This is a genomic window from Paenibacillus sp. SC116 (assembly GCF_024733555.1).
GTDB lineage: Bacteria > Bacillota > Bacilli > Paenibacillales > Paenibacillaceae > Paenibacillus_B.
Map to the genome: position 1 here is coordinate 333,189 of NZ_JANIOF010000004.1, position 19,445 is coordinate 352,633.

Here is a 19,445-nt window from a genome sequence, read left to right on the forward strand (position 1 = left end):
ATCACATCAGTCCTTTCAGATAGACGAAGCTGAAGATGAAGATCCAAACAACGTCCAAGAAGTGCCAGTAAAGCGAGAAGATGAATGATTTATTTGCAGTTGTCTCATTCAAGCCTTCACGTTTCAACTGGATCATGATAGCGATTCCCCATAGGAGACCAAACGTTACGTGTGCACCGTGTGTACCAAGCAAAACGAACAAGCTGGAAGCAAATGCGCTCGTCTGAAGCGTCAAGCCTTCATGAACATACGTGAAGAATTCATAAATCTCGATACCCAAGAACGATGCACCAAGCAATAGTGTGATACCCATGAATACCATCATTGGTTTCTTCAAGCCTTGGCGCATTGCGTGAATAGCAAGTCCACAAGTGAAACTACTTGTCAAAAGAATGAACGTCTCTGCTAGTACTGGTTCAAGTACGAATACATCTTGTGCTGTTAGGCCAGAACCAGTACGAGTCCAAAGTACGAGATAAGTCAAGAACAAGGTAGCAAAGAGTACGATCTCCGCACCCAAGAATAACCAAAATCCAGTTATACGGAAGCGGTTTTCTTCTGTCCGGTATTCAAGAGGCAATGAGTTGTCTATTTTCATACCGAATCACCTCCATATGATTGTTCCGTCTTCTTCACTTCATCAACTGGAATGTAGAAGCCGTGATCGCGTTCAAATGTACGCCATGCAAGCATGACAATGATTGCGATAGTTGCTACAATGGCAGATTTCCACATGCTGAATACCATGAAGAAGCCCCAGAAGAAGAAGATTGCGCCGAGAATGAACGGTTGACCGCTATCACTTGGCATATGAATTTTTTCAAGCTTGCCTTTGAAGACAGAACGTTTCTCTCTCTTCGCATGGTAGAACGGATCGTGACCATCAACTTCAGGAACGATAGCAAAGTTGTACGATGGTACTGGAATATGTGTTGCCCATTCCAACGTACGTCCAGCTCCATCCCATGGATCTCCTTTTGTCTCGCGTGGTGCGTGACGGAAGCTCCAGATGATGTTGTAAAGCAACAAACAGAAACCAATAGCCATACCAACGGAACCGATCGTTGCAAGCAAGTTCAACGGACCGAAGCCAGACTCAGCAGAGTACGTGTACGTACGGCGTGTCATACCATCCAAGCCCAAGAAGAAGAGCGGGATAAACGTTAGGTTGAACGAGAGTACAATTGTCCAGAACGCAGCTTTACCTTGACGCTCATTAAGCTTGAATCCAGCGATAAGCGGGAACCAGTAGTAGAGACCTGCAATAACCGCGAACACGGTACCTGGAATCAATGTGTAATGGAAGTGAGCGACCAAGAACATCGTATTATGATATTGATAATCGGCACTTGCCATACCAAGCATAACACCTGTTACTCCACCAATTGTGAAGACAGGGATGAACGCTAGTGTCCACATCATCGGTACAGTAAAGCTAATCTTACCTTTACGCAATGTGAACAACCAGTTGAATATTTTCACTCCGGTCGGAACCGCAATAGCCATCGTCGTAATTGCGAAGAAGCTGTTTACTGCTGCTCCTTGACCCATTGTGTAGAAATGGTGAACCCATACCAAGAATGAAAGTATGGAGATTACAGCCATACTCATAACCATGGACTTGTAGCCATAAAGGTTCTTTCTAGAGAACGTTGCGATAATTTCACTATAAATACCGAACGCCGGAAGGATAACGATATATACTTCAGGATGTCCCCATACCCAGAACAAGTTCGCCCATAGCATATCCATACCGCCGTTAGTCATTGTGAAGAACTGACTTCCGAATAGACGATCGAACGTCATTAAAGCAAGAGCAACTGTTAGTACAGGGAATGCGAAAATAATGATGACACAAGTGATTAGCGTAGACCAAGTAAACATTGGCATTTTCATAAGTGTCATACCAGGTGCACGCATCTTCATAATCGTTACGATGAAGTTAACACCTGTCATCAATGTACCAAGACCCGCAATTTGAAGTGCAATTGCGTAATAGTTGTTACCAACACCTGGAGCAAACTCTGTGCCTGCTAGCGGGAAATAAGACGTCCAACCAGCATCAGGCGCTCCACCAACTACGAATGCGATATTATAGAGCATTGCGCCGAAGAAGAACAACCAGAAGCTGACTGCGTTCAGACGCGGGAATGCTACGTCGCGTGCACCGATTTGCAACGGAATAACGACGTTCATAATACCGATAATGAATGGCATTGCCATGAATAGAATCATGATAATACCATGTGCAGAGAATATTTCGTTATAATGCTGCGCGGTTAGTAATTTCATTTCTGGTGCCGCAAGTTGTGCACGCAGCATAAGTCCGTCGGCGCCACCACGGAAAAGCATGACGATAGCGGAAATAATATACATAACCCCGATTTTTTTATGATCGACAGTCGTTAACCACTCTTTCCAAAGATAACCCCACTTCTTAAAGTAGGTCAGGCCAGCAACGATGCCGATGGAGACTAAGACAATACTCACAACAGCGCCGATTATTAGAGGGTCGCCGTGCTTGAGTCCGTCAACGATAAACATATCCCAATTCATTCCTTGTAGACTCCTTTCATGAAGTGATGGCTCTTAGTGGTTCGAATGATCCTCAACTTCGTTTGCTTGATCGTTCTGTGTACCATGATTCTCATGGTTTTCTTTATCTACGGACTTTTCCTCATTCTTGCCTGGCTTCTTGAAGTGGCTGGCATGATCTTCTGGTGCCGGTCTAAATTCAAGATGTGTAGAAGAGTAGGATTTTTGTCCTGGGAACTTTGTAGCGAGCAATGTATCGAACTCTGCTTCAGTCAATGCAGGTTCTCTAGCTTTTACTTCTTTAACCCACTCGTCGAACTCTGCTTGAGGCATAGCTGTAACGTTAAATTGCATGTGGGCGAACCCTTCACCACTAAAGTTACTGTTCTTACCAAGCATGTCTCCAGGTGTCTCAGCAACGAGATTAAGCTTCGTAACCATGTCAGACATCGCATACTTCTGTCCACCTAGCTGAGGAATCCAGAAGCTCGTAATCGGACCGTAAGAGTACAAACGGAACTCGATATTTTGATTCGTCGGAATGTTGAGATAGTTAACCGTTTCAACACCTTGCTCCGGATAGCTGAAGTGCCATTTGTAATTAGAAGAAGAAGCATAGATAATAAGCGGCTTCTGATTCTCGTAACCCTCTGGCGGTTTTTCTACAGCGACCGTCGTTTTGACAGTTACAACCGACAAAATCGCAACGATAATGACCGGAATAAGTGTCCAAATAATTTCGAGCTTAATGCTACCTTCTTCGTGAGGAGGCTCATAGTCTGGACTGCTCTTGCTGGCACGGTATTTAACCAGAATGACAACGAACAATACATAGACCACGATTAGAACTCCAGCCATCATAAGCATAGAGAAAATAATCGTTTCAGACAGCAACCCTGCAGCTGGACCCATTGGATTGAGAACTTCCAGTGAACAGCCGCTTAGAAGGAATGTTAGCAGCGTGAAAAGAACTAGTAACGATCCTTTCCTTTTCATAAGGTACCCCTTTCTGTTTGATGCATTTTGTGATGCATGTTTGTCAATTTTGATGTGTAGCCACATCTTCAATGAGAGAACGTTAACATTATCCAAGCTGGTAATGTTGACGATTGCCATGTGTGATCTTTTAGATAGACATCAATAACGTGGCGATTGTTCATGGTCTGTACGACTCTCATCGATATCTTCATCACTGATAATACATTCTAAAAGGATAGTTGACGATGTTTTTACAGGAAAGACACCTAATTGTCACAATTTTTATTCAAAAAAACTCCATATTTCCGTTAAATTCCTTATTTTAGATGCAAAATCTGTTAATTAGTATAAATAATGCACTTTCATAAAAGCGTCATACAGATTTAGAAATCAATTTCGTCTATAAAGGTGTCGTTATGATTTATTTTCCTACACAAAATCTACACAAATTAAGGATATCGTAGGCAACAAAGTCTTGTAGGAGGTAATATCATGAAACTACATCGTTCAATAAAAGCTGTGACGCTGTTTTTGTTCACTATTTTGTTACTAAGTGCTTGCAGTTCACAAAAAGATGGACAAGCTGAAAATGAAGTAGGGAAGAGCGTGACGAATGTCGCAGCGCCTTGGATTGCAACGAAAAATACAACTCGAATCAATTCTTCAAATCCGGTGGAGTCGGCTGTGCTCGTGTCTAAAACGTTATGGCCGGCAACAGCAAATGATAATCGACCTGGTGCTGTCATCCTTGCATCAACAGAACGCTGGGGGGCCGCATTGGCTAGTTTGGATTTGGTGCATCATCCGAATAATGGGCCACTATTATATATGGACAAGAATGGTATTCCTCAAGCGACATTAGATGAAATAAAGCGCCTGAAGCCGATTGGTATTGGACAAGCTAAAGAGCAGGTCATTGTTATTGGAGGAAGTTCAAATAAAGTAAAGGAACAATTGAACAAAGCTGGATTTAAAGCTTCGTTTGTAGCCGGGAAAGATGATGCAGAGATTGCTGAACAGATTGATACACTTTATACGAAAGCATCCGGCTCGCAGCCAGATGGTGTCATTGTAGGCTCTCTCGACAGTCCAGAATATACGATTCCAGCGGGGAACTGGATTGCGCATATGCTTGAGCCGCTGTTATTTGTGACGAAGAAGGAAATACCAAAAGCAACGATAAGAGCATTAGAGAAGCGCAAAGGCAGGGCAAACATATATGTTATCGGACCTGAGTCCGTCGTATCTGCTGATTTAGAGAATAAGTTGAAGCAGTATGGTACGGTAAAGCGGATAGCAGGTAAGAACCCGATTGAGAATTCAATTGCCTTTGCTAAATATAAGGATGAAACGACGGGCTTTGGCTGGGGGATTACGACACCAGGTCATAACTTATCCTTTGTTCCCGCTGACAATCACTTGTTGGCGATCTCGGCAGCACCATTCTCTCATCTTGGGAAACATGCACCGCTTATATGGACAGAAAAAGAAAAGATGCCTAATTCGGTTATGGATTATGTAATGACGTTACAGCCTAAGTATAAGGTGACACCAACTGAAGGACCATTTAATCATGCGTGGATTGTAGGCAATGAGAAGGATCTTACGCCTGAAGCACAAGGGGAAATAGATAGTATGTTGGAGATTGTGTCTGCTAGTGGTAAAGGACATGGCGACCATGGTAGCACAGCAGAAGATGATACGTCCTCAAATGAAAATGAGACCCCGTCCAATAATGGGCATGGCGGTGGCCACCACTAGTATAAGAAATAGCGTTGAACCAATTGAACAAGGTTATTGAGCTCATCTGATTTTTAGATGGGCTTTTTATTATTCCTTTATGATGAGTCGGTATATGGAGATTAATTATCCTCTTAAACCATAAATTGACTTGGGTTAATATCCAGATTATGATATAGTTTATTGGTTCTATTTCTGGATATTGATGGGAGAAGGGTGTTTGGATAAGGTGAATATATGGTAAATGAATCGAAGGCTTGGTCAACTGTTCCAAGATATGCAAAGCGGTTCATGTGGGTTGTTACACTTGTTGTAGGACTTTTGTCTTCGCTCATCGTACTTGGATACGGTGATTATTTTTATTTAGGGAATCCTGAACGTCCAGATAATGATGATGTGAAATACTTGCATACTGCTCGTGTTCTTATTAATGAAGGTGTACTTTCTTACAATACGAATGATCATCCCAGTACCTACATTATGCCGGGCATGCCTTTTGTCATTGCTGCTTTTATGCTCGTCTTCGGTCAAGGGGATGAAGCTGTCATTGCGATCCGTCTATTTCAGTGCCTCTTGCAAGCATTGTGCATACCATTAATATTTTGGCTGGCTCATCGTGTGTTTACTGTACGAACGGCGTTAATTGCAATTGGAATAAGCGCGCTTTACTTACCCGATTATTTCTCATCAGGTGTTATTTTATCAGAAAGTATTTTTCGATCCCTTTTCCTTCTGCTTATTATCGTCATGATAGTAGCGCTGGAGAAACGTCGTACAAGCTGGTATTTGCTCGTTGGCTTACTTGTAGCGGTTGCTGCCTACTTTAAGCCGCATTCGACATTGCTGCCCGTTCTATTTCTGTTGTTTTGGTGGAAGCAACGTTATACGTGGAAGGAAATGATGAAGTATACAGCAGCCATTGGGCTTGTGTTTATCATTTTATTGTCCCCGTGGTGGATTCGGAACGTAGTAACGTTTGATAAATTCGTAGTTTTTACGGAATCATCAGGGAATCCTTTTTTATTAGGAACGTTTATCAATTTCCAAGAGCCTGATGCTGGCTTTTACGCGGAGTATCCAGAACATAAAGATGTGCTTATGCTTGGATCTGATAATCAATTGAAAGAAAGAGGCTATGATATGCTTGCATATCATTTGAAACATAATCCGCTTCTTTTACTCTACTGGTTCACAATAGGGAAAGTCGGATCCCTATATGTACTCGCCTATTATTGGAAGCCGCTCCTGGGTATAGAGATGATAGCAGTACATATTTTCCAAGTCATTTTATTATTAATTGGAACATCAGGCGTGATTATGACGTTAAGGAAGTTGAGGCAGTGGCCTAATGCGGGTATATTGCTCGCATCACTAGGGTATTTCACTTTTATATATATTCCGTTCGTAGCTTTCTCACGTTATGGGTACCCAAATATGTTCCTTCTCATTATTTTTGCTGCTTTCTTCATGGACAGGATCTGTGCAGCTCGATATGAGAAAAAGATGAAGCAGCAGACACAACATTATTCTGTAAGTGGAGGTTCTTAGTAATGAAAGTTCTCGTCATCATTCCTGCTTATAATGAAGAAGCAACGATACATCATGTAATCGATGAGCTTCAAACCTATATGCCAGAAGTAGATGTAGTTGTTATTAATGATGGTTCTACTGACCGAACAGCAGAAATTGCTGAGCGGGCAGGGGCTAAAGTTTTTACCGTTCCTTACAATGTAGGAATCGGGGGCGGTATGCAAATTGGTTACATGTATGCACATCGCATGAATTATGATTACGCCGTTCAGATGGACGCGGATGGTCAGCACTGTGCATCGGATCTTCCTAAACTAATTGAGCACGCTAAGCATCATGATCTTGTGATTGGATCTCGTTATGTGGAGACGACCTCGTATCAATCATCGAAAATGCGCAGAATCGGAATGATCTTTTTCTCAAACATTATCACATGGATTACCAAACAACGTATTACAGATACAACGAGTGGTTATCGCGTAGCGAACCGACGTGTTATTGCTTTGTATTCATCTTACTATCCGACGGATTACCCTGAAGTGGAATCCATCGTTTATTTGAAACGAAAAGGCTGCCGAATTTCGGAAGTTTCAACGGAAATGCGCGCTCGTTTAGGCGGCAATTCTTCGATTACTCCAATACGCTCGGTCTACTACATGACAAAAGTAACGTTGGCCGTTTTAATGACTGCGTTACGATACGAGAGGTGATAGGCCAATGAGTATTTATGTAATATCTATATTAGTTTCCGTGCTGTTTCTAATCGGAATTTTGGAATTGGTGCGGCGTCAGAAGTTAAAAGAGCAGTATTCATTACTATGGATTGGTTTTAGTTTGTTTCTAATAATCGTATCTATTGATGTTCGTCTGATTGAGAACATATCGCTATGGCTTGATGTAAAGTATGCACCTGCTTTATTGTTTCTTTTTGGCTTGTTGTTCTGCTTTGCGCTTATTATTCATCTCACCGTTGTCATTACGAAGATGTCGAAGCAGTTACTTCGATTAACTCAAGAGATTACGATATTACGAGAACGAGGTGTGGCGGAACACGATCATGATTAATTATATTATTTTATTTGCCAACATTATATTGCTCGTTACAGGACAAATCCTCTTTAAGCTTGGGATTGAAAAGGCTGGAGGATTAGTATGGAACAAAATTATTACTTCGTGGTATGTCATTGGCGGCTTGTCTTTGTACGGTATCGCCACCATTTTATGGTTCGTAGTTTTAAGCAGATTACCGTTAAGTGTCGCATATCCGCTGCAAAGCATTTCTTATATTCTTGGAATTGCAGCTGCCTTCTTTATATTTAGTGAACCTGTGTCGGCAACAAAATGGGTTGGGGCGGGTGTCATTCTCATAGGTGTGTATTTAATAGCGAAGTAACTGATCTATTATCAATATAGGAGTGAACGTATGACGTCTTTTTTTAGCATGGATTTTAAAACGAAACGAACATTATTGATTATGGCCTTTTTTGTATTTCTACTATCATCCTTTTTTGTGTTAGCGCACCACAATTACTTTTTGCTAGGTGACCTGCACAAGCCTAACAATGATGACGTAAAATACTTACATAGCGCAAGGGTATTATTAAATGAAGGAACACTCACGTATAACTCAGGAAATGATCCATCTGCGTTTATAATGCCTGGAATTTCGATTATACTAGCGGGCTTTATGGCTGTATTCGGAGAAGGAGATGGGGCAATTATTGCCTTTCGTCTTTTTCAATGTATGCTGCAAGCGATATCGATATTTTTAATCTTCTTTATTGCACGGTATACGTTTAATACACGTACAGCATTTATCGTTTGCGGTATTAGCATGTTTTACATGCCGGATTATTTCTCCTCAGGTGTTATTCTTTCCGAGACGATGTTTCGCACGGCTTTGCTATTGTTGGTTTGCATCATTATCGTGGCCGTAGAATCAGGCAAGACATCGTGGTACATTTGGATTGGAATTATAGTCGCGTTTTTGGCTTACTTTAAGCCGCATGCTACGCTTTATCCAGCCATTCTACTTATCCTATGGTGGAAGCATAAAGTACCGTGGCGGGATATGGTGCGATATACGTTCTTAATAGCAGGTGTCTATATGGTGTTATTAGCGCCATGGTGGATACGCAACATGATTACATTTGACCGATTTATCTTGTTTACCAATTCAGCAGGAAGTCCATTTTTGCTTGGGACTAGAATTAATTATCAACTGCCGCCAGCAGGATTCTTCGACGCTTATCCGCAATATGATCCGAAGACGATATTTGCAGGTTCAGACGGTTCAGCGATAAGTAAAGGGTTGGACATTTTGAAGTATGGATTTGTCTATGATACTTGGAATTATGTCCACTGGTATACGATTGGCAAACTGCACAACTTGTACAATATCCCGTACTATTGGCGTCCAATATGGCCGATAAGTCGTTCATTTATGAATGTGGCACAAGTGATAGTAATGGGTGTGAGCGTGTTAGGAATAATCTGGGCATTCATCCGTGTACCTTTTACAAGAATGCTGCCTGTACTGCTGACGCTCGCTTACTTTACTGCTATTTACATGCCGTTTGTCGCTTTCTCACGCTATGGATATCCAAACGTTATTTTCTTATTAATGTTTGCGGCTTTCTTTGTAGATCGGCTAATTGCAGTTGTGCGAAATAAGTAACGACAACTCGACGCAGCAAGCTTAATAAAAGGGGGAAGAACCTTCTCATTCACACTGGATCGTGTGATGGAAGGTTCTTTTTTTGATGGAAGCTACGTATTGAAGCAGGGGACTGTTATAGATGAGTTATAATAGACTGCCGCTAGCAAAATGGGGAGAAGCTAACAGCTAGAGGTGAAGGAGAGTTAAATCAGATGACAGGCTGCATAGTGGCCATTTCCGTGATGTAGAAGCAGTGGAGTTTCTTCCCGACATTTAGACTGTGCCAATGGACAGCGAGTATGGAACTTGCAGCCAATCGGTGGATTTACTGGGCTAGGTGGATCGCCATGCAATACGATGCGCTCACGCTTCACCCGTGGATCTGGAATAGGTACGGCAGACAGCAGAGCTTGTGTATAAGGGTGAAGAGGTTTGCTAAAACATTCGTCGCGTGGACCTAGCTCGACTAACGAACCTAAGTACATCACTCCGATACGGTTGCACAGATGCTGAACGACACTTAAATCATGAGAGATGAATAAATAAGTTAAGCTGCGCTGTTCTTGCAGCTTTCGAAACAAATTAATAATTTGAGCTTGTATGGAAACATCAAGTGCGGAAAGCGGTTCATCCGCGACGACAAAGTCAGGATTTAAAATAATCGCTCGTGCGATTCCAATTCGTTGGCGTTGACCACCAGAAAATTCATGTGGATAGCGATCCATATGGTAACTGGACATGCCGCATAGTGCCAGCACCTCTGCTACACGTTCATGAACCTCAGCCTGTGCACATAGCTCATGTTGGAGTAGTGCTTCACCTATCGCATCACCAATACGAATCCGAGGATTCAAGGAACTATAAGGATCTTGGAAAATAAATTGCAGCTTCGGTCTCAGCTTACGCATTTCGGACTTCGATAGATCATGCAGATCTTGACCTTGATACTGTACGGTACCGTTGGTCTTATCACTTAGACGGAGCAGTGTTCTGCCAAGTGTACTCTTGCCGCTGCCCGATTCGCCAACTAAACCGAATGTATCGCCTCTATTTATAACAAAGCTTACATCGTCTACGGCTTTGACATGACCGCTTGTACGCTGCAGCAGTCCTGTTTTTACGGGAAAATATTTTTTGAGCCGATCAACGACGATGAGCGGTTGCTGTGTGCTTGGTGTCATCATGAGCTGCCTCCTTTTCATGCAACCAGCACGCTAATTTGTGTCCTTCACCGATCGTTTGCAAGTAAGGTCTACTCGTACGGCATTTGCTTGTCGCATAGTCGCAACGTTCATAAAAGGAGCAGTAATCTCCGATTTCCAATGGATGAGGCACTTGGCCGGGAATGGAGTACAATGTCTCTTCATGTTTGTGCAGAACGGGTTTGGATCGAAGCAAGCCTTGTGTATAGGGATGCTTCGGATTATCAAATAGTTCAATGACGGATCCTTGCTCTACGATTTTGCCTGCATACATAACGATGACATAGTCAGCCATTTCTGCGACAACGCCCAGATCATGTGTTATAAAAATGATGGACGTTCCGTGCTCTTCTTTAATGCGCCGCAGCAAATCAAGAATTTGTGCTTGAATGGTTACGTCCAATGCAGTAGTAGGTTCATCTGCAATAAGCAGCTGAGGGCGGCAGGCAATCGCCATCGCGATCATCATACGTTGAAGCATGCCGCCACTTAATTCATGTGGATAGGCTTCAAGCATCGATTCTGGACGTGCAATGCCTACCGAACGAATAAGCTCAACAGCTTTTGTACGCGCCGCTTTCTTCTTCAACCGTAAATGTTCCTGCAAGGGCTCCATTAATTGCCTGCCAATCGTCAAGACAGGATTAAAAGAACTCATTGGCTCTTGAAAAATCATGCTCATTTGATTACCGCGAAGCCGTCGCAGTTGTTGTTTAGTCAACGTATTCAAAGACTGGTCGGCCAACACGATGTCGCCTTTAACCTGACAACCCTCTGACTCAGCCAACAATCCCATAAGGGCAAGTGCAGTTACGCTTTTGCCGCATCCTGATTCTCCGACGATACATACGGTTTCACCAGCCTTCACTTGGAAGCTGATATCATCGACGGCTGTCACAGTTCCACCAGCTGTAGGGAAGTGGACCTGCAAATGATTAACTTGCAGCAATGCTTCGTCTGCTACTGCATGCTGTAAAGGAAGATTCATATCCACTACCGCCTTTCCTGCTTCGGATCAAGCGCATCCCTTAATCCGTCACCGAATAAATTAATGGCGATGACCGTGGCGAAAATCGCTAATCCTGGTGGAATCCACAACCATGGACGCTTCTCGAAGTCGATAAGTGTATTTGCGGCATCGATCATATTTCCCCAAGTTGGTGTTGGTGGCATGACTCCAAGCCCAAAATAACTAAGGGTCGACTCACTTACAATGGCACCACCTGTGCTTAAGGTAGCAACGACAATGAGCAGCGGGAAAATGTTCGGCAGCAAATGCACAAACAGCTTGCGGCGATCATTTAATCCCAGTGCTTCAGCGGCTTGCATAAAGTCTCGCTCTCTCAGGCTTAGCAGTTCTCCGCGAACGAGGCGGGCTAAGCCTGGCCATCCTACCATGCTCAGCATTATCATGACGATATATAAGCGATAATCGGTAGGCACCTTCCATTCAGACAATATAGCGCCAATAATAAACAACAAAGGCATGCTTGGTATCGTCATCAGCAAGTCAGCGATACGCATAATGACTTGATCGACGATCCCCCGATAGTAGCTGGCAACTGCGCCGAGTACGGTTCCAATCACTACGGAAAGAAGCATAGCTACAAGTCCAACAGTTAGTGATATTCGTCCTGCTTGCAGCAATCTAGTCAAAACGTCGCGACCTAGATGATCCGTACCTAGCCAATGCGCAGCACTAGGTGCCTGATTCATGACGGCCAAGTTCACTTTACCTGCTGCATAGGGTGAAAATATGGGTGCAATAAAGCAAGCAGCAAACATAACGATGATAAATATAAATCCTAGCATAGCCATACGATTGCGGCGCAGCTTCCGTATCGATTGCCTCCATAAAGATGACCGCTCGAAGGTAGGAGCAGCAGTGCGTGCAGGAGAAGTAGTTTGCTCAGGAGCAAGCTGTTCAATTGCTATAGACATGTCACATACTCCTTTCTAAAGACGTACACGTGGATCGGCAAATCGATACAATAAGTCAGACACAAATGTGCCGATAACGGTGAGAATGGCAATTAACATGGTGAAGCCCATCAGCAGCGGATAGTCTCGCATCGTAAACGACTGCATGAACAATTGTCCGATGCCGGGCCAGTTAAATATTTTTTCAATAATGATCGAACCACCGAACAGCGTTGGCAGCTCAAATCCGATTAGCGTAATAGCTGGAAGTACAGCATTGCGCAGTGCATGACGATACAATACGATTCGCTCTTTCAATCCCTTCGCGCGGGCGGTGCGAACATAATCCTGCTTCATCGCCTCCAGCATATGAGATCGGAAGTAACGGGTCAGTGACCCTGTACCGAGCAAGGTGACGACGAGTACGGGCAGAATCATATGCTCCGCGACTTCTATGAAATAATCCCAACCTTCCGCATTGCTTCCAGTCGTTATCATTCCTCCCGGAGGTAGTATTCCGGCATCAACGGCGAAGATCTTAATGAAGAAAAGACCAATGAAAAACGAAGGAATCGACATGGCTGCGAATATAAAGATCGTGACGCTTTTGTCAAAAATAGAGTAGGATTTATAAGCGCAAAGTACGCCGGCTACGACAGCAATAAACCATGTAAGGAAGGTGGAGACGGTCGCGAGTAGGAATGAGTTCCAGATGTAATAGTTAAATAAAGTCATGATCGGTTTTTGATGCTGCAAGGAATAGCCGAAATCACCCTGTAGAACGTTGCCAAGCCAAGCCGTATATCTTTCGAAAAGAGGTTTGTTGAAACCATATATTTCACGAAGTTCAGCTTTGCGCTCTTCGGTCATATTCATATTGTTGTCGACGAAGTCACCAGGTGTTAACGCATATAAAAAGAAAATAAGCATGGACGCACCCAGAAGGGTCAGCAGCATGTAGATGATTCGGCGTATGACATAAGTGCTCATGAAGATGCCTCCTATGAGTAAGGTTGGGACAGAGCCATGAAAGGCTCTGTCCCGTTCCTTTTTTATTCAATGTTAGTCAATGGCAAGCTTGTTGCGATTCCGCGGTACGGATTCGGGTCCAATCCTTTAATGCGAGAATTGTAGGCGTATAGCAGCTTGGAGTAGCTGTAGAAAATAAACGGTGGATCTTCATTCAGCTCCTGATAAAGTTTCTTGTAAACCTCTTTTCGTTTGTCAATATCAAGTGTGCTGATGCCTTCCTTAATAAGTTGGTCAACTTTTGGATTAGAGTATCCTTCTGCCTCTTCTGTTGCGAACTCAGATACGCCGCTATGCGGATCCAAGAGCATCGGGGTAGAGAAGGAAGCTAAATCGTAGTCGCCGCCGTCGACTTTGGCACGCAGCGCGTTAAAGTCCGCGAATTGTTCTGGCTCAAACTGAACGCCGATGGCCGTATAATTCTCTTTCGCAATTGCGATAAAGGCGTCACTTCCTTTTGACTTGGAAGAGAGATAGCGAATGACCAGCTTCTGGCCATCTTTCTCGCGCACGCCGTCACTGCCTTCTTTCCAGCCTGCTTCATCGAGCAATGCTTTTGCTTTTTCAGGATCGTAATTGTATGGATTAATGCCCTCTTCGGTATACGACCATGAAGTAGGGGAGGTAGGAATGTTCGCTACTTGTGCAGAGCCTTGGGATACCCCCTCAACAATCGTTTTGCGATCAAGTCCGTAAATGAGTGCTTGACGAAGCTTTTTCTCTTTGAAATATGGCTTCTTGTGATTAAATTTAATGTAGCCGTAGGCAGTTGATGTATTTAGCTTAAGGTTGAGGTAACCTAGCTTTTGCAATTTCTCCAAATTATCTTGAGTGGCTGAAAAGGCTGCATAATCTTGCTCACCCGTCTCAACAAACTGGAATGTATCGCCTTCGGTTGTTTTATAAATAAAGCGTTCGATTTTTGGCTTGCCTTTGAAGAAATGCTCATTAGCCATGAAGCGCAGTTCTTGGCCTGGTATATGCTTTTCTAGCTTGTATGGACCAGAACCTACTGGTTTGGCGTGAAGCTCTCGAATATAGTCGAGGCTGCCGAACTTGTAGTCTTTCCCGTAATAAGCTTTGGAAAGGACTTGACCGCCTAATGTCAGTAGTGCGGTTGCATTGACTTGTTCCGTTTCGATTTGAATGGTATGAGGATCAATGATCTTGATGCCAGCAACGGTCGTTGCTTTTCCTTCTTTGTAAGCTAAGCCGCCTTTAATATGACTGGAGAAAATATCGGTTCCGCCATCATAGTTTTTGTCATGCAAAATGGTAAGTGTAAAAGCTATGTCTTCAGCTGTTAACGGTGAACCATCGCTGAACTTTAAATCTTTTTGCAAGTAATATTTATAAGTAAGCTGGTCTTTGGAGACTTCCCACTTCTCCGCGAGGTAAGGAATGATTTTTCCAGTCTCATCTACCGTGACAAGAGGGGCAAATAAGACTGATGCTACGTTGCCGTCATAGCCGCTTTGGTGGAAATGCGGTGTGAAAGCACCGCTTGGCTCTGTAAGACCAGCGATAAAGGTATCGTTACGCTGTTTTGCCGAATCTGGTAATTTGGAAGGATCGGAGGCTTGAATAATGCCTGTGCCCAAGTCCGCTACTTGTGTACTTGCTGGGGCTGGCGCATTGGATTGAGCTGTAGAATTGGCGCTGCCAGCATTGGCATTCGTTGAAGTAGATGGTGTTGTAGATGGACTCGGTTTCGATTCGTTGGATGCGCAAGCTGTGAATAGCACAGATGAAGCAAGTAGTACGATGAACAGGGACAATATTTGTTTTTTCATAGACATCCTCCTTGTGATGAACAACTCGTTTGTTGATGTTAGCAATGTTATTTTATTCCGATTGGAAAAGTCAACAATAAGTCGACATGTTGTTTTTTTGCAGAAAAGTTGCAGCATTATAAGTAGTGAAAGCGAATTCACAAATGAATGTGAACGATTTCCATTTGATTTAAGAAGGTAGCTTATTTCCATTTCGGAAAAAACAATTAGAGCTGATATTTGATGGTATGCAAAAGAGGCTGCCCCCGAAGTCAATTTACATTGACGTTGGGACAGCCTCTTTGCAGCAGAAGCTGCACAAGTGTATATTCGAACTATATACGATTACGTGCTAATTAGCATAGTTGCTGTAGGGCTTACAGGAATACGAAGTAAATAACAGCTGCCAACACAATTCGATAAATCGCAAATGGTACGAGTTTGACGCGATTAATAAGCTTCAAGAAGAATCGAATCGAGATCAAGGCGAAAATAAATGCACTAATAAAGCCGACGATGAAAAATGGAAGCGCGTCAATCGTGAAGTACTTCCAATTCTTTAATAAGGATAATCCGCTCGCGCCAAGCATAATCGGAATGGCCATAATAAAGGTGAAGTCAGAAGCTGCACGGTGACTCATTCCTAACAGAACGCCTCCGGAAATCGTTGATCCTGAACGAGAGAAGCCAGGCCATAGACCAAGACATTGGAACAATCCGGTTCCAAGCGCTTGCTTGTATGTGATCTGGTCAACTGTTTCAGCAGAAGGACGCTTTGGACGAGCATAGTCTGCAATAATCATCAATACAGCACCGATAACGAGTCCAATGAGCACCGTCTCAATAGAGAATAGATACTCATCAATGTAATCCTCAAACAATACACCCAGCACACCAGCTGGAATTAAACCAACAAGTATTTGTGCAAGCGTTAGTTTTGGTCCACTTTCCGTACCCGGTATATTTTTCTTTAAGCCGAACAGGTTCAAGATACGATCTTTGAACACGACTACAACAGCTAGGATAGAACCAAGCTGGATGACGACTTTGAATGTATTCGCCACAGGCGCCGAGAATAATTCTTTGGAATGAAGTAAAAAGTCATCTACGAGTATCATATGGCCCGTAGATGAGACCGGAGCGAATTCCGTCAAGCCCTCCACAATGCCCAGTATGAATGCCACAAACAATTCCCACAAATTCAACAATGTCACTCTCCTACATCACGAGATAAAAGTTCACATAGTCACTATTATACTGTTTTTTTTACAGAAACGGTAGTGATAGAAATGATAGCATAGAATTGTATGGGATTGGTAATGGAAGAGGGGGATAATACGGACAGTAGTGATTTTTTTCGGGATATGAACATAATTCGTGGACATTTGTCATTATAGCGCCTACAATATTGCTAATGAATGATTATCGCAGTATGTTCTCTACAAAGGGGATGTTCCATGGAACATATTATTGAAGTAAAACAACTTACGAAAGCGTTTTCTTACTATAAGAAAGACACTGGCATTCTCCACTCGTTCAAAAATCTTATTCACCGAAATACGCTAACCAAAATAGCCGTTGATGATGTGAGTTTCTCCATTCGTCAAGGAGAAATGGTAGGGTTCCTTGGTCCCAATGGGGCAGGGAAATCAACAACTTTGAAAATGTTGTCGGGTATTCTCCATCCGACTAGCGGGTCCGCAACGGTTATGGGTTATACTCCTTGGAAACGACATAAGGACTTCAAACAGCAATTCTCCATCGTCATGGGACAAAAAAGTCAACTATGGCCAGACCTTCCTGCAGCAGATTCCATCTATCTAAATAAATGCATTTACCAAGTTGAACAAGATAGTTATCAGAGAACATTAGACGAATTAACCGATATGCTGGGTGTCAGGGACCTTTTGCATGTACAAGTTAGAAGATTATCGTTAGGCGAGCGGATGAAAATGGAGTTGATCGCATCCTTAATTCATCGTCCGAAGCTGCTTTTTTTGGACGAGCCAACGATTGGTCTTGATCTGCTTGCTCAGAAAGCAATCCGACAGTTTCTACGGCATTATAATGAACAAACGAATGCAACTATTATATTAACAAGCCACTATATGAAAGATATCGAAGATCTCTGTCCTAGAGTGATTCTGATCCAAGGAGGTCGTATCACGTATGATGGCGAACTTCAGGATGTTAACTCTGATTATAGTGATAAACGCATTATGAAGCTGCAATTCCATGAACACATTGATCGAGAGAGGTTGCTGCCATTTGGAAATATACTGCATCACGACGGTATAACCGCAGTAATCGAATTAGAATCAGCTAATATTGCGAGTTCATCGCGGCAGTTGTTGGAGCTGCTGCCTGTCTCGGATGTTCTTATTGCTGAGATCGGTGCCGAAGAAGGCATCGAGGCTTTATTTCAGAGGCAGTCATGAAGAACGCCAATAAATATGCTGTCACATTTCGCTTCGGTCTCCAGCATGCCTTGGAATATCGCTCCAACTTTTTTCTATCTCTCATCAGTGCATTTGTTCCAGCGGTTGTACAGTATTATATTTGGTCTACTGTCTATAAAAGTTATAGCGATACAACTTTATTCGGTTACTCCTATGAGCAGATGATTGCCTATACGATTCTAGCTGCAGTAGTATCCAAACTCGTCATGACCAATATGGAGCATGCAGTATCCAATGACATTAAGACAGGTGGTTTGAATCGATATCTGATACAGCCGATCAGCTATTTTGGATTTCGTTTATGTCATTACTTCGGTCAGAAGCTGCTCTATATCATCGGCTTTATCGTCATTATTACTCTAATACTCTTCGTTTCACCAGCATCTCGTCATCTAGAGCATGAACCTGAACGAATCGTTATTTTCATTTTATCGATCGTTATGGCAATGGTCATAAGCTTTCTTCTTTCTTTCGCTGTTTCTGCTATTGCTTTCTGGCTGGCCGACATCTCCTATTTTTTCGTTGTAACTTCTCTAGTTATTAATATTGTAAGTGGAGGCATGTTTCCTCTTGAGTTATTTGGTGAAGGATTCCGCTCCGTTATATCTGTACTCCCGTTCTATTACATGATTTACTGGCCAGTAAATGTGTGGACAGGCATAATACCATCTTCAGAGCTATGGCTAGGTCTACTGATGCAGCTAGGCTGGAGTGTGGTGTTGGGCGGTGTGGCTTATACAAGTTGGAAGCTAGGATTCAAGCGATATTTGGGTTTAGGAGGTTAAGCGATGACACGTTGGACAGAAGTGAAAAGACATTTGCACATCCTCCGTCTTTTTGTCAAATATTCGCTCATGAGTCAAATGGAATATCGCTTTAACTTTATTACAGGCATCGTGGCCGAGGTTGCATTTCTTATAGCAAAGCTACTGTACGTATTGCTCGTTTTCAAAACGAATCTGCACATTGATGGTTTATCACCAGAAGTTATATTGATGTTCTTGGGCGTGCATTTTGTATTTACAGGCATTTACATGGGGTTCTTTTTTCAAAACTTTTTGATATTAGGTCAAACGATTCGCGGCGGTGCGCTTGATATGATGATGACCAAACCTATATCGCTCCAGTTTTTAGTGTCTTTACGGCATATTGACTTAGGAATGGCATTGCCTAACGTGATAACAGGTGTTGTCTTAATTACGAAAGGTTGGAATGCATCTTCGGTGATGTGGACGTGGGGAACGGTGGTCGGGTTTATCGTTTTTTTACTTATCGGTGTCATATTGACCTATTGTCTTATGATCATTCCTTCGCTCTTGTCTTTTTGGTTGCTGGATACAAGTGCAGCAGCAGAAATTTCTTATGCGTTATGGGATGCTAACAATATGCCGGCAAGCCTCTATCATCGTGCGATTCAGCATATTGGAACATTCATATTGCCGTTTTTCTTAATCACGAACTATGGGCCATTGTTTGTATTGGGCAAACTTTCAACGGCCGAGTTGATTTGGGCTTTGCTAGCGCCCGTATTGTTTTTCTTCCTCATTCGAACCGTATGGAAATATGCACTTCGTCAATATAACAGTTCCAGCTTATAACTCATCTAATTGAACGACTAACG

General features: G+C 42.9%; 18 protein-coding genes. 9 read left to right on the forward strand and 9 right to left on the reverse strand.

Features of this window, described 5'->3' with window-relative positions:
* Position 1: 1 nt before the first annotated feature.
* Genes qoxC through qoxA form a run of 3 tightly spaced genes read right to left on the reverse strand, consistent with a single transcriptional unit; the run spans position 2 to position 3,531 of the window.
* Positions 2-598, reverse strand: coding sequence for a cytochrome aa3 quinol oxidase subunit III (gene qoxC, locus NQ117_RS17795; protein ID WP_258279346.1), 597 nt, complete (start codon positions 596-598; stop codon positions 2-4).
* On the reverse strand, positions 595-2,556 hold the full coding sequence (gene qoxB, locus NQ117_RS17800) for a cytochrome aa3 quinol oxidase subunit I (protein WP_258279347.1): 1,962 nt from the start codon (positions 2,554-2,556) through the stop codon (positions 595-597). The genes qoxC and qoxB overlap by 4 nt, the downstream gene beginning before the upstream one ends.
* A gap of 33 nt (positions 2,557-2,589) precedes the next feature.
* The gene (qoxA, locus tag NQ117_RS17805) at positions 2,590-3,531 is read right to left on the reverse strand and encodes a cytochrome aa3 quinol oxidase subunit II (RefSeq protein WP_258279348.1); all 942 of its coding nucleotides are present in this window, start codon (positions 3,529-3,531) and stop codon (positions 2,590-2,592) included.
* 474 nt (positions 3,532-4,005) lie between these two features.
* Here qoxA and NQ117_RS17810 point away from each other — a divergent pair, with 474 nt between their 5' ends.
* From NQ117_RS17810 to NQ117_RS17835, 6 genes are all read left to right on the forward strand, one after another.
* Positions 4,006-5,274 carry a cell wall-binding repeat-containing protein gene (locus NQ117_RS17810; protein WP_258279349.1) on the forward strand — a complete coding sequence of 423 codons (1,269 nt, stop codon included), beginning with the start codon at positions 4,006-4,008 and terminating at the stop codon, positions 5,272-5,274.
* A gap of 216 nt (positions 5,275-5,490) precedes the next feature.
* Complete coding sequence (locus NQ117_RS17815; protein WP_258279350.1) at positions 5,491-6,801, forward strand: glycosyltransferase family 39 protein; 1,311 nt, start codon at positions 5,491-5,493, stop codon at positions 6,799-6,801.
* Positions 6,802-6,803: 2 nt separating this feature from the next.
* Complete coding sequence (locus NQ117_RS17820; protein ID WP_258279351.1) at positions 6,804-7,493, forward strand: glycosyltransferase family 2 protein; 690 nt, start codon at positions 6,804-6,806, stop codon at positions 7,491-7,493.
* Positions 7,494-7,500: 7 nt separating this feature from the next.
* Positions 7,501-7,848 carry a DUF2304 domain-containing protein gene (locus NQ117_RS17825; protein ID WP_258279352.1) on the forward strand — a complete coding sequence of 116 codons (348 nt, stop codon included), beginning with the start codon at positions 7,501-7,503 and terminating at the stop codon, positions 7,846-7,848.
* On the forward strand, positions 7,841-8,176 hold the full coding sequence (locus NQ117_RS17830; RefSeq protein ID WP_258279353.1) for an EamA family transporter: 336 nt from the start codon (positions 7,841-7,843) through the stop codon (positions 8,174-8,176). The genes NQ117_RS17825 and NQ117_RS17830 overlap by 8 nt, the downstream gene beginning before the upstream one ends.
* 30 nt (positions 8,177-8,206) lie before the next feature.
* Positions 8,207-9,460, forward strand: a complete 1,254-nt coding sequence (locus NQ117_RS17835) for a glycosyltransferase family 39 protein (protein ID WP_258279354.1) — start codon at positions 8,207-8,209, stop codon at positions 9,458-9,460.
* A 185-nt stretch (positions 9,461-9,645) separates the two neighbouring features.
* Here NQ117_RS17835 and NQ117_RS17840 read toward each other — a convergent pair whose 3' ends face one another.
* The 6 genes from NQ117_RS17840 to NQ117_RS17865 form a co-directional block, all read right to left on the reverse strand.
* Complete coding sequence (locus NQ117_RS17840) at positions 9,646-10,626, reverse strand: ABC transporter ATP-binding protein (RefSeq protein WP_375163089.1); 981 nt, start codon at positions 10,624-10,626, stop codon at positions 9,646-9,648.
* A complete protein-coding gene (locus tag NQ117_RS17845) occupies positions 10,586-11,632 on the reverse strand; it encodes an ABC transporter ATP-binding protein (protein ID WP_258279355.1) in 1,047 nt (348 codons plus the stop codon). The genes NQ117_RS17840 and NQ117_RS17845 overlap by 41 nt, the downstream gene beginning before the upstream one ends.
* A 5-nt stretch (positions 11,633-11,637) precedes the next feature.
* Positions 11,638-12,585: an oligopeptide ABC transporter permease gene (gene opp4C, locus NQ117_RS17850; RefSeq protein ID WP_258279356.1), complete on the reverse strand. Its 948-nt coding sequence runs from the start codon at positions 12,583-12,585 to the stop codon at positions 11,638-11,640.
* A gap of 15 nt (positions 12,586-12,600) precedes the next feature.
* A complete protein-coding gene (locus NQ117_RS17855) occupies positions 12,601-13,554 on the reverse strand; it encodes an ABC transporter permease (RefSeq protein WP_258279357.1) in 954 nt (317 codons plus the stop codon).
* Between the two features lie 62 nt (positions 13,555-13,616).
* Entirely contained in the window at positions 13,617-15,386 is a 1,770-nt protein-coding gene (locus NQ117_RS17860; protein WP_258279358.1) for an ABC transporter substrate-binding protein, read from the reverse strand.
* Between the two features lie 356 nt (positions 15,387-15,742).
* Positions 15,743-16,564 (reverse strand): undecaprenyl-diphosphate phosphatase, encoded by an 822-nt coding sequence (locus NQ117_RS17865; protein ID WP_258279454.1) that lies wholly within the window; start codon positions 16,562-16,564, stop codon positions 15,743-15,745.
* 258 nt (positions 16,565-16,822) lie between these two features.
* Between NQ117_RS17865 and NQ117_RS17870 the strand changes: the two genes are divergently transcribed.
* Genes NQ117_RS17870 through NQ117_RS17880 form a run of 3 tightly spaced genes read left to right on the forward strand, consistent with a single transcriptional unit; the run spans position 16,823 to position 19,422 of the window.
* The gene (locus NQ117_RS17870; protein ID WP_258279359.1) at positions 16,823-17,803 is read left to right on the forward strand and encodes an ABC transporter ATP-binding protein; all 981 of its coding nucleotides are present in this window, start codon (positions 16,823-16,825) and stop codon (positions 17,801-17,803) included.
* Positions 17,800-18,609, forward strand: a complete 810-nt coding sequence (locus tag NQ117_RS17875) for an ABC transporter permease (protein WP_258279360.1) — start codon at positions 17,800-17,802, stop codon at positions 18,607-18,609. The genes NQ117_RS17870 and NQ117_RS17875 overlap by 4 nt, the downstream gene beginning before the upstream one ends.
* Positions 18,610-18,612: 3 nt before the next feature.
* A complete protein-coding gene (locus NQ117_RS17880) occupies positions 18,613-19,422 on the forward strand; it encodes an ABC transporter permease (RefSeq protein WP_258279361.1) in 810 nt (269 codons plus the stop codon).
* Positions 19,423-19,445: the final 23 nt, after the last annotated feature.

What these genes read in the sequence shown, in the direction of transcription:
- qoxC (WP_258279346.1), bottom strand. Translation starts at nt 598, where the DNA reads ATGAAAATAGACAACTCATTGCCTCTTGAATACCGGACAGAAGAAAAC.
- qoxB (WP_258279347.1), bottom strand. Translation starts at nt 2,556, where the DNA reads ATGAATTGGGATATGTTTATCGTTGACGGACTCAAGCACGGCGACCCT.
- qoxA (WP_258279348.1), bottom strand. Translation starts at nt 3,531, where the DNA reads ATGAAAAGGAAAGGATCGTTACTAGTTCTTTTCACGCTGCTAACATTC.
- NQ117_RS17810 (WP_258279349.1), top strand. Translation starts at nt 4,006, where the DNA reads ATGAAACTACATCGTTCAATAAAAGCTGTGACGCTGTTTTTGTTCACT.
- NQ117_RS17815 (WP_258279350.1), top strand. Translation starts at nt 5,491, where the DNA reads ATGGTAAATGAATCGAAGGCTTGGTCAACTGTTCCAAGATATGCAAAG.
- NQ117_RS17820 (WP_258279351.1), top strand. Translation starts at nt 6,804, where the DNA reads ATGAAAGTTCTCGTCATCATTCCTGCTTATAATGAAGAAGCAACGATA.
- NQ117_RS17825 (WP_258279352.1), top strand. Translation starts at nt 7,501, where the DNA reads ATGAGTATTTATGTAATATCTATATTAGTTTCCGTGCTGTTTCTAATC.
- NQ117_RS17830 (WP_258279353.1), top strand. Translation starts at nt 7,841, where the DNA reads ATGATTAATTATATTATTTTATTTGCCAACATTATATTGCTCGTTACA.
- NQ117_RS17835 (WP_258279354.1), top strand. Translation starts at nt 8,207, where the DNA reads ATGACGTCTTTTTTTAGCATGGATTTTAAAACGAAACGAACATTATTG.
- NQ117_RS17840 (WP_375163089.1), bottom strand. Translation starts at nt 10,626, where the DNA reads ATGATGACACCAAGCACACAGCAACCGCTCATCGTCGTTGATCGGCTC.
- NQ117_RS17845 (WP_258279355.1), bottom strand. Translation starts at nt 11,632, where the DNA reads ATGAATCTTCCTTTACAGCATGCAGTAGCAGACGAAGCATTGCTGCAA.
- opp4C (WP_258279356.1), bottom strand. Translation starts at nt 12,585, where the DNA reads ATGTCTATAGCAATTGAACAGCTTGCTCCTGAGCAAACTACTTCTCCT.
- NQ117_RS17855 (WP_258279357.1), bottom strand. Translation starts at nt 13,554, where the DNA reads ATGAGCACTTATGTCATACGCCGAATCATCTACATGCTGCTGACCCTT.
- NQ117_RS17860 (WP_258279358.1), bottom strand. Translation starts at nt 15,386, where the DNA reads ATGAAAAAACAAATATTGTCCCTGTTCATCGTACTACTTGCTTCATCT.
- NQ117_RS17870 (WP_258279359.1), top strand. Translation starts at nt 16,823, where the DNA reads ATGGAACATATTATTGAAGTAAAACAACTTACGAAAGCGTTTTCTTAC.
- NQ117_RS17875 (WP_258279360.1), top strand. Translation starts at nt 17,800, where the DNA reads ATGAAGAACGCCAATAAATATGCTGTCACATTTCGCTTCGGTCTCCAG.
- NQ117_RS17880 (WP_258279361.1), top strand. Translation starts at nt 18,613, where the DNA reads ATGACACGTTGGACAGAAGTGAAAAGACATTTGCACATCCTCCGTCTT.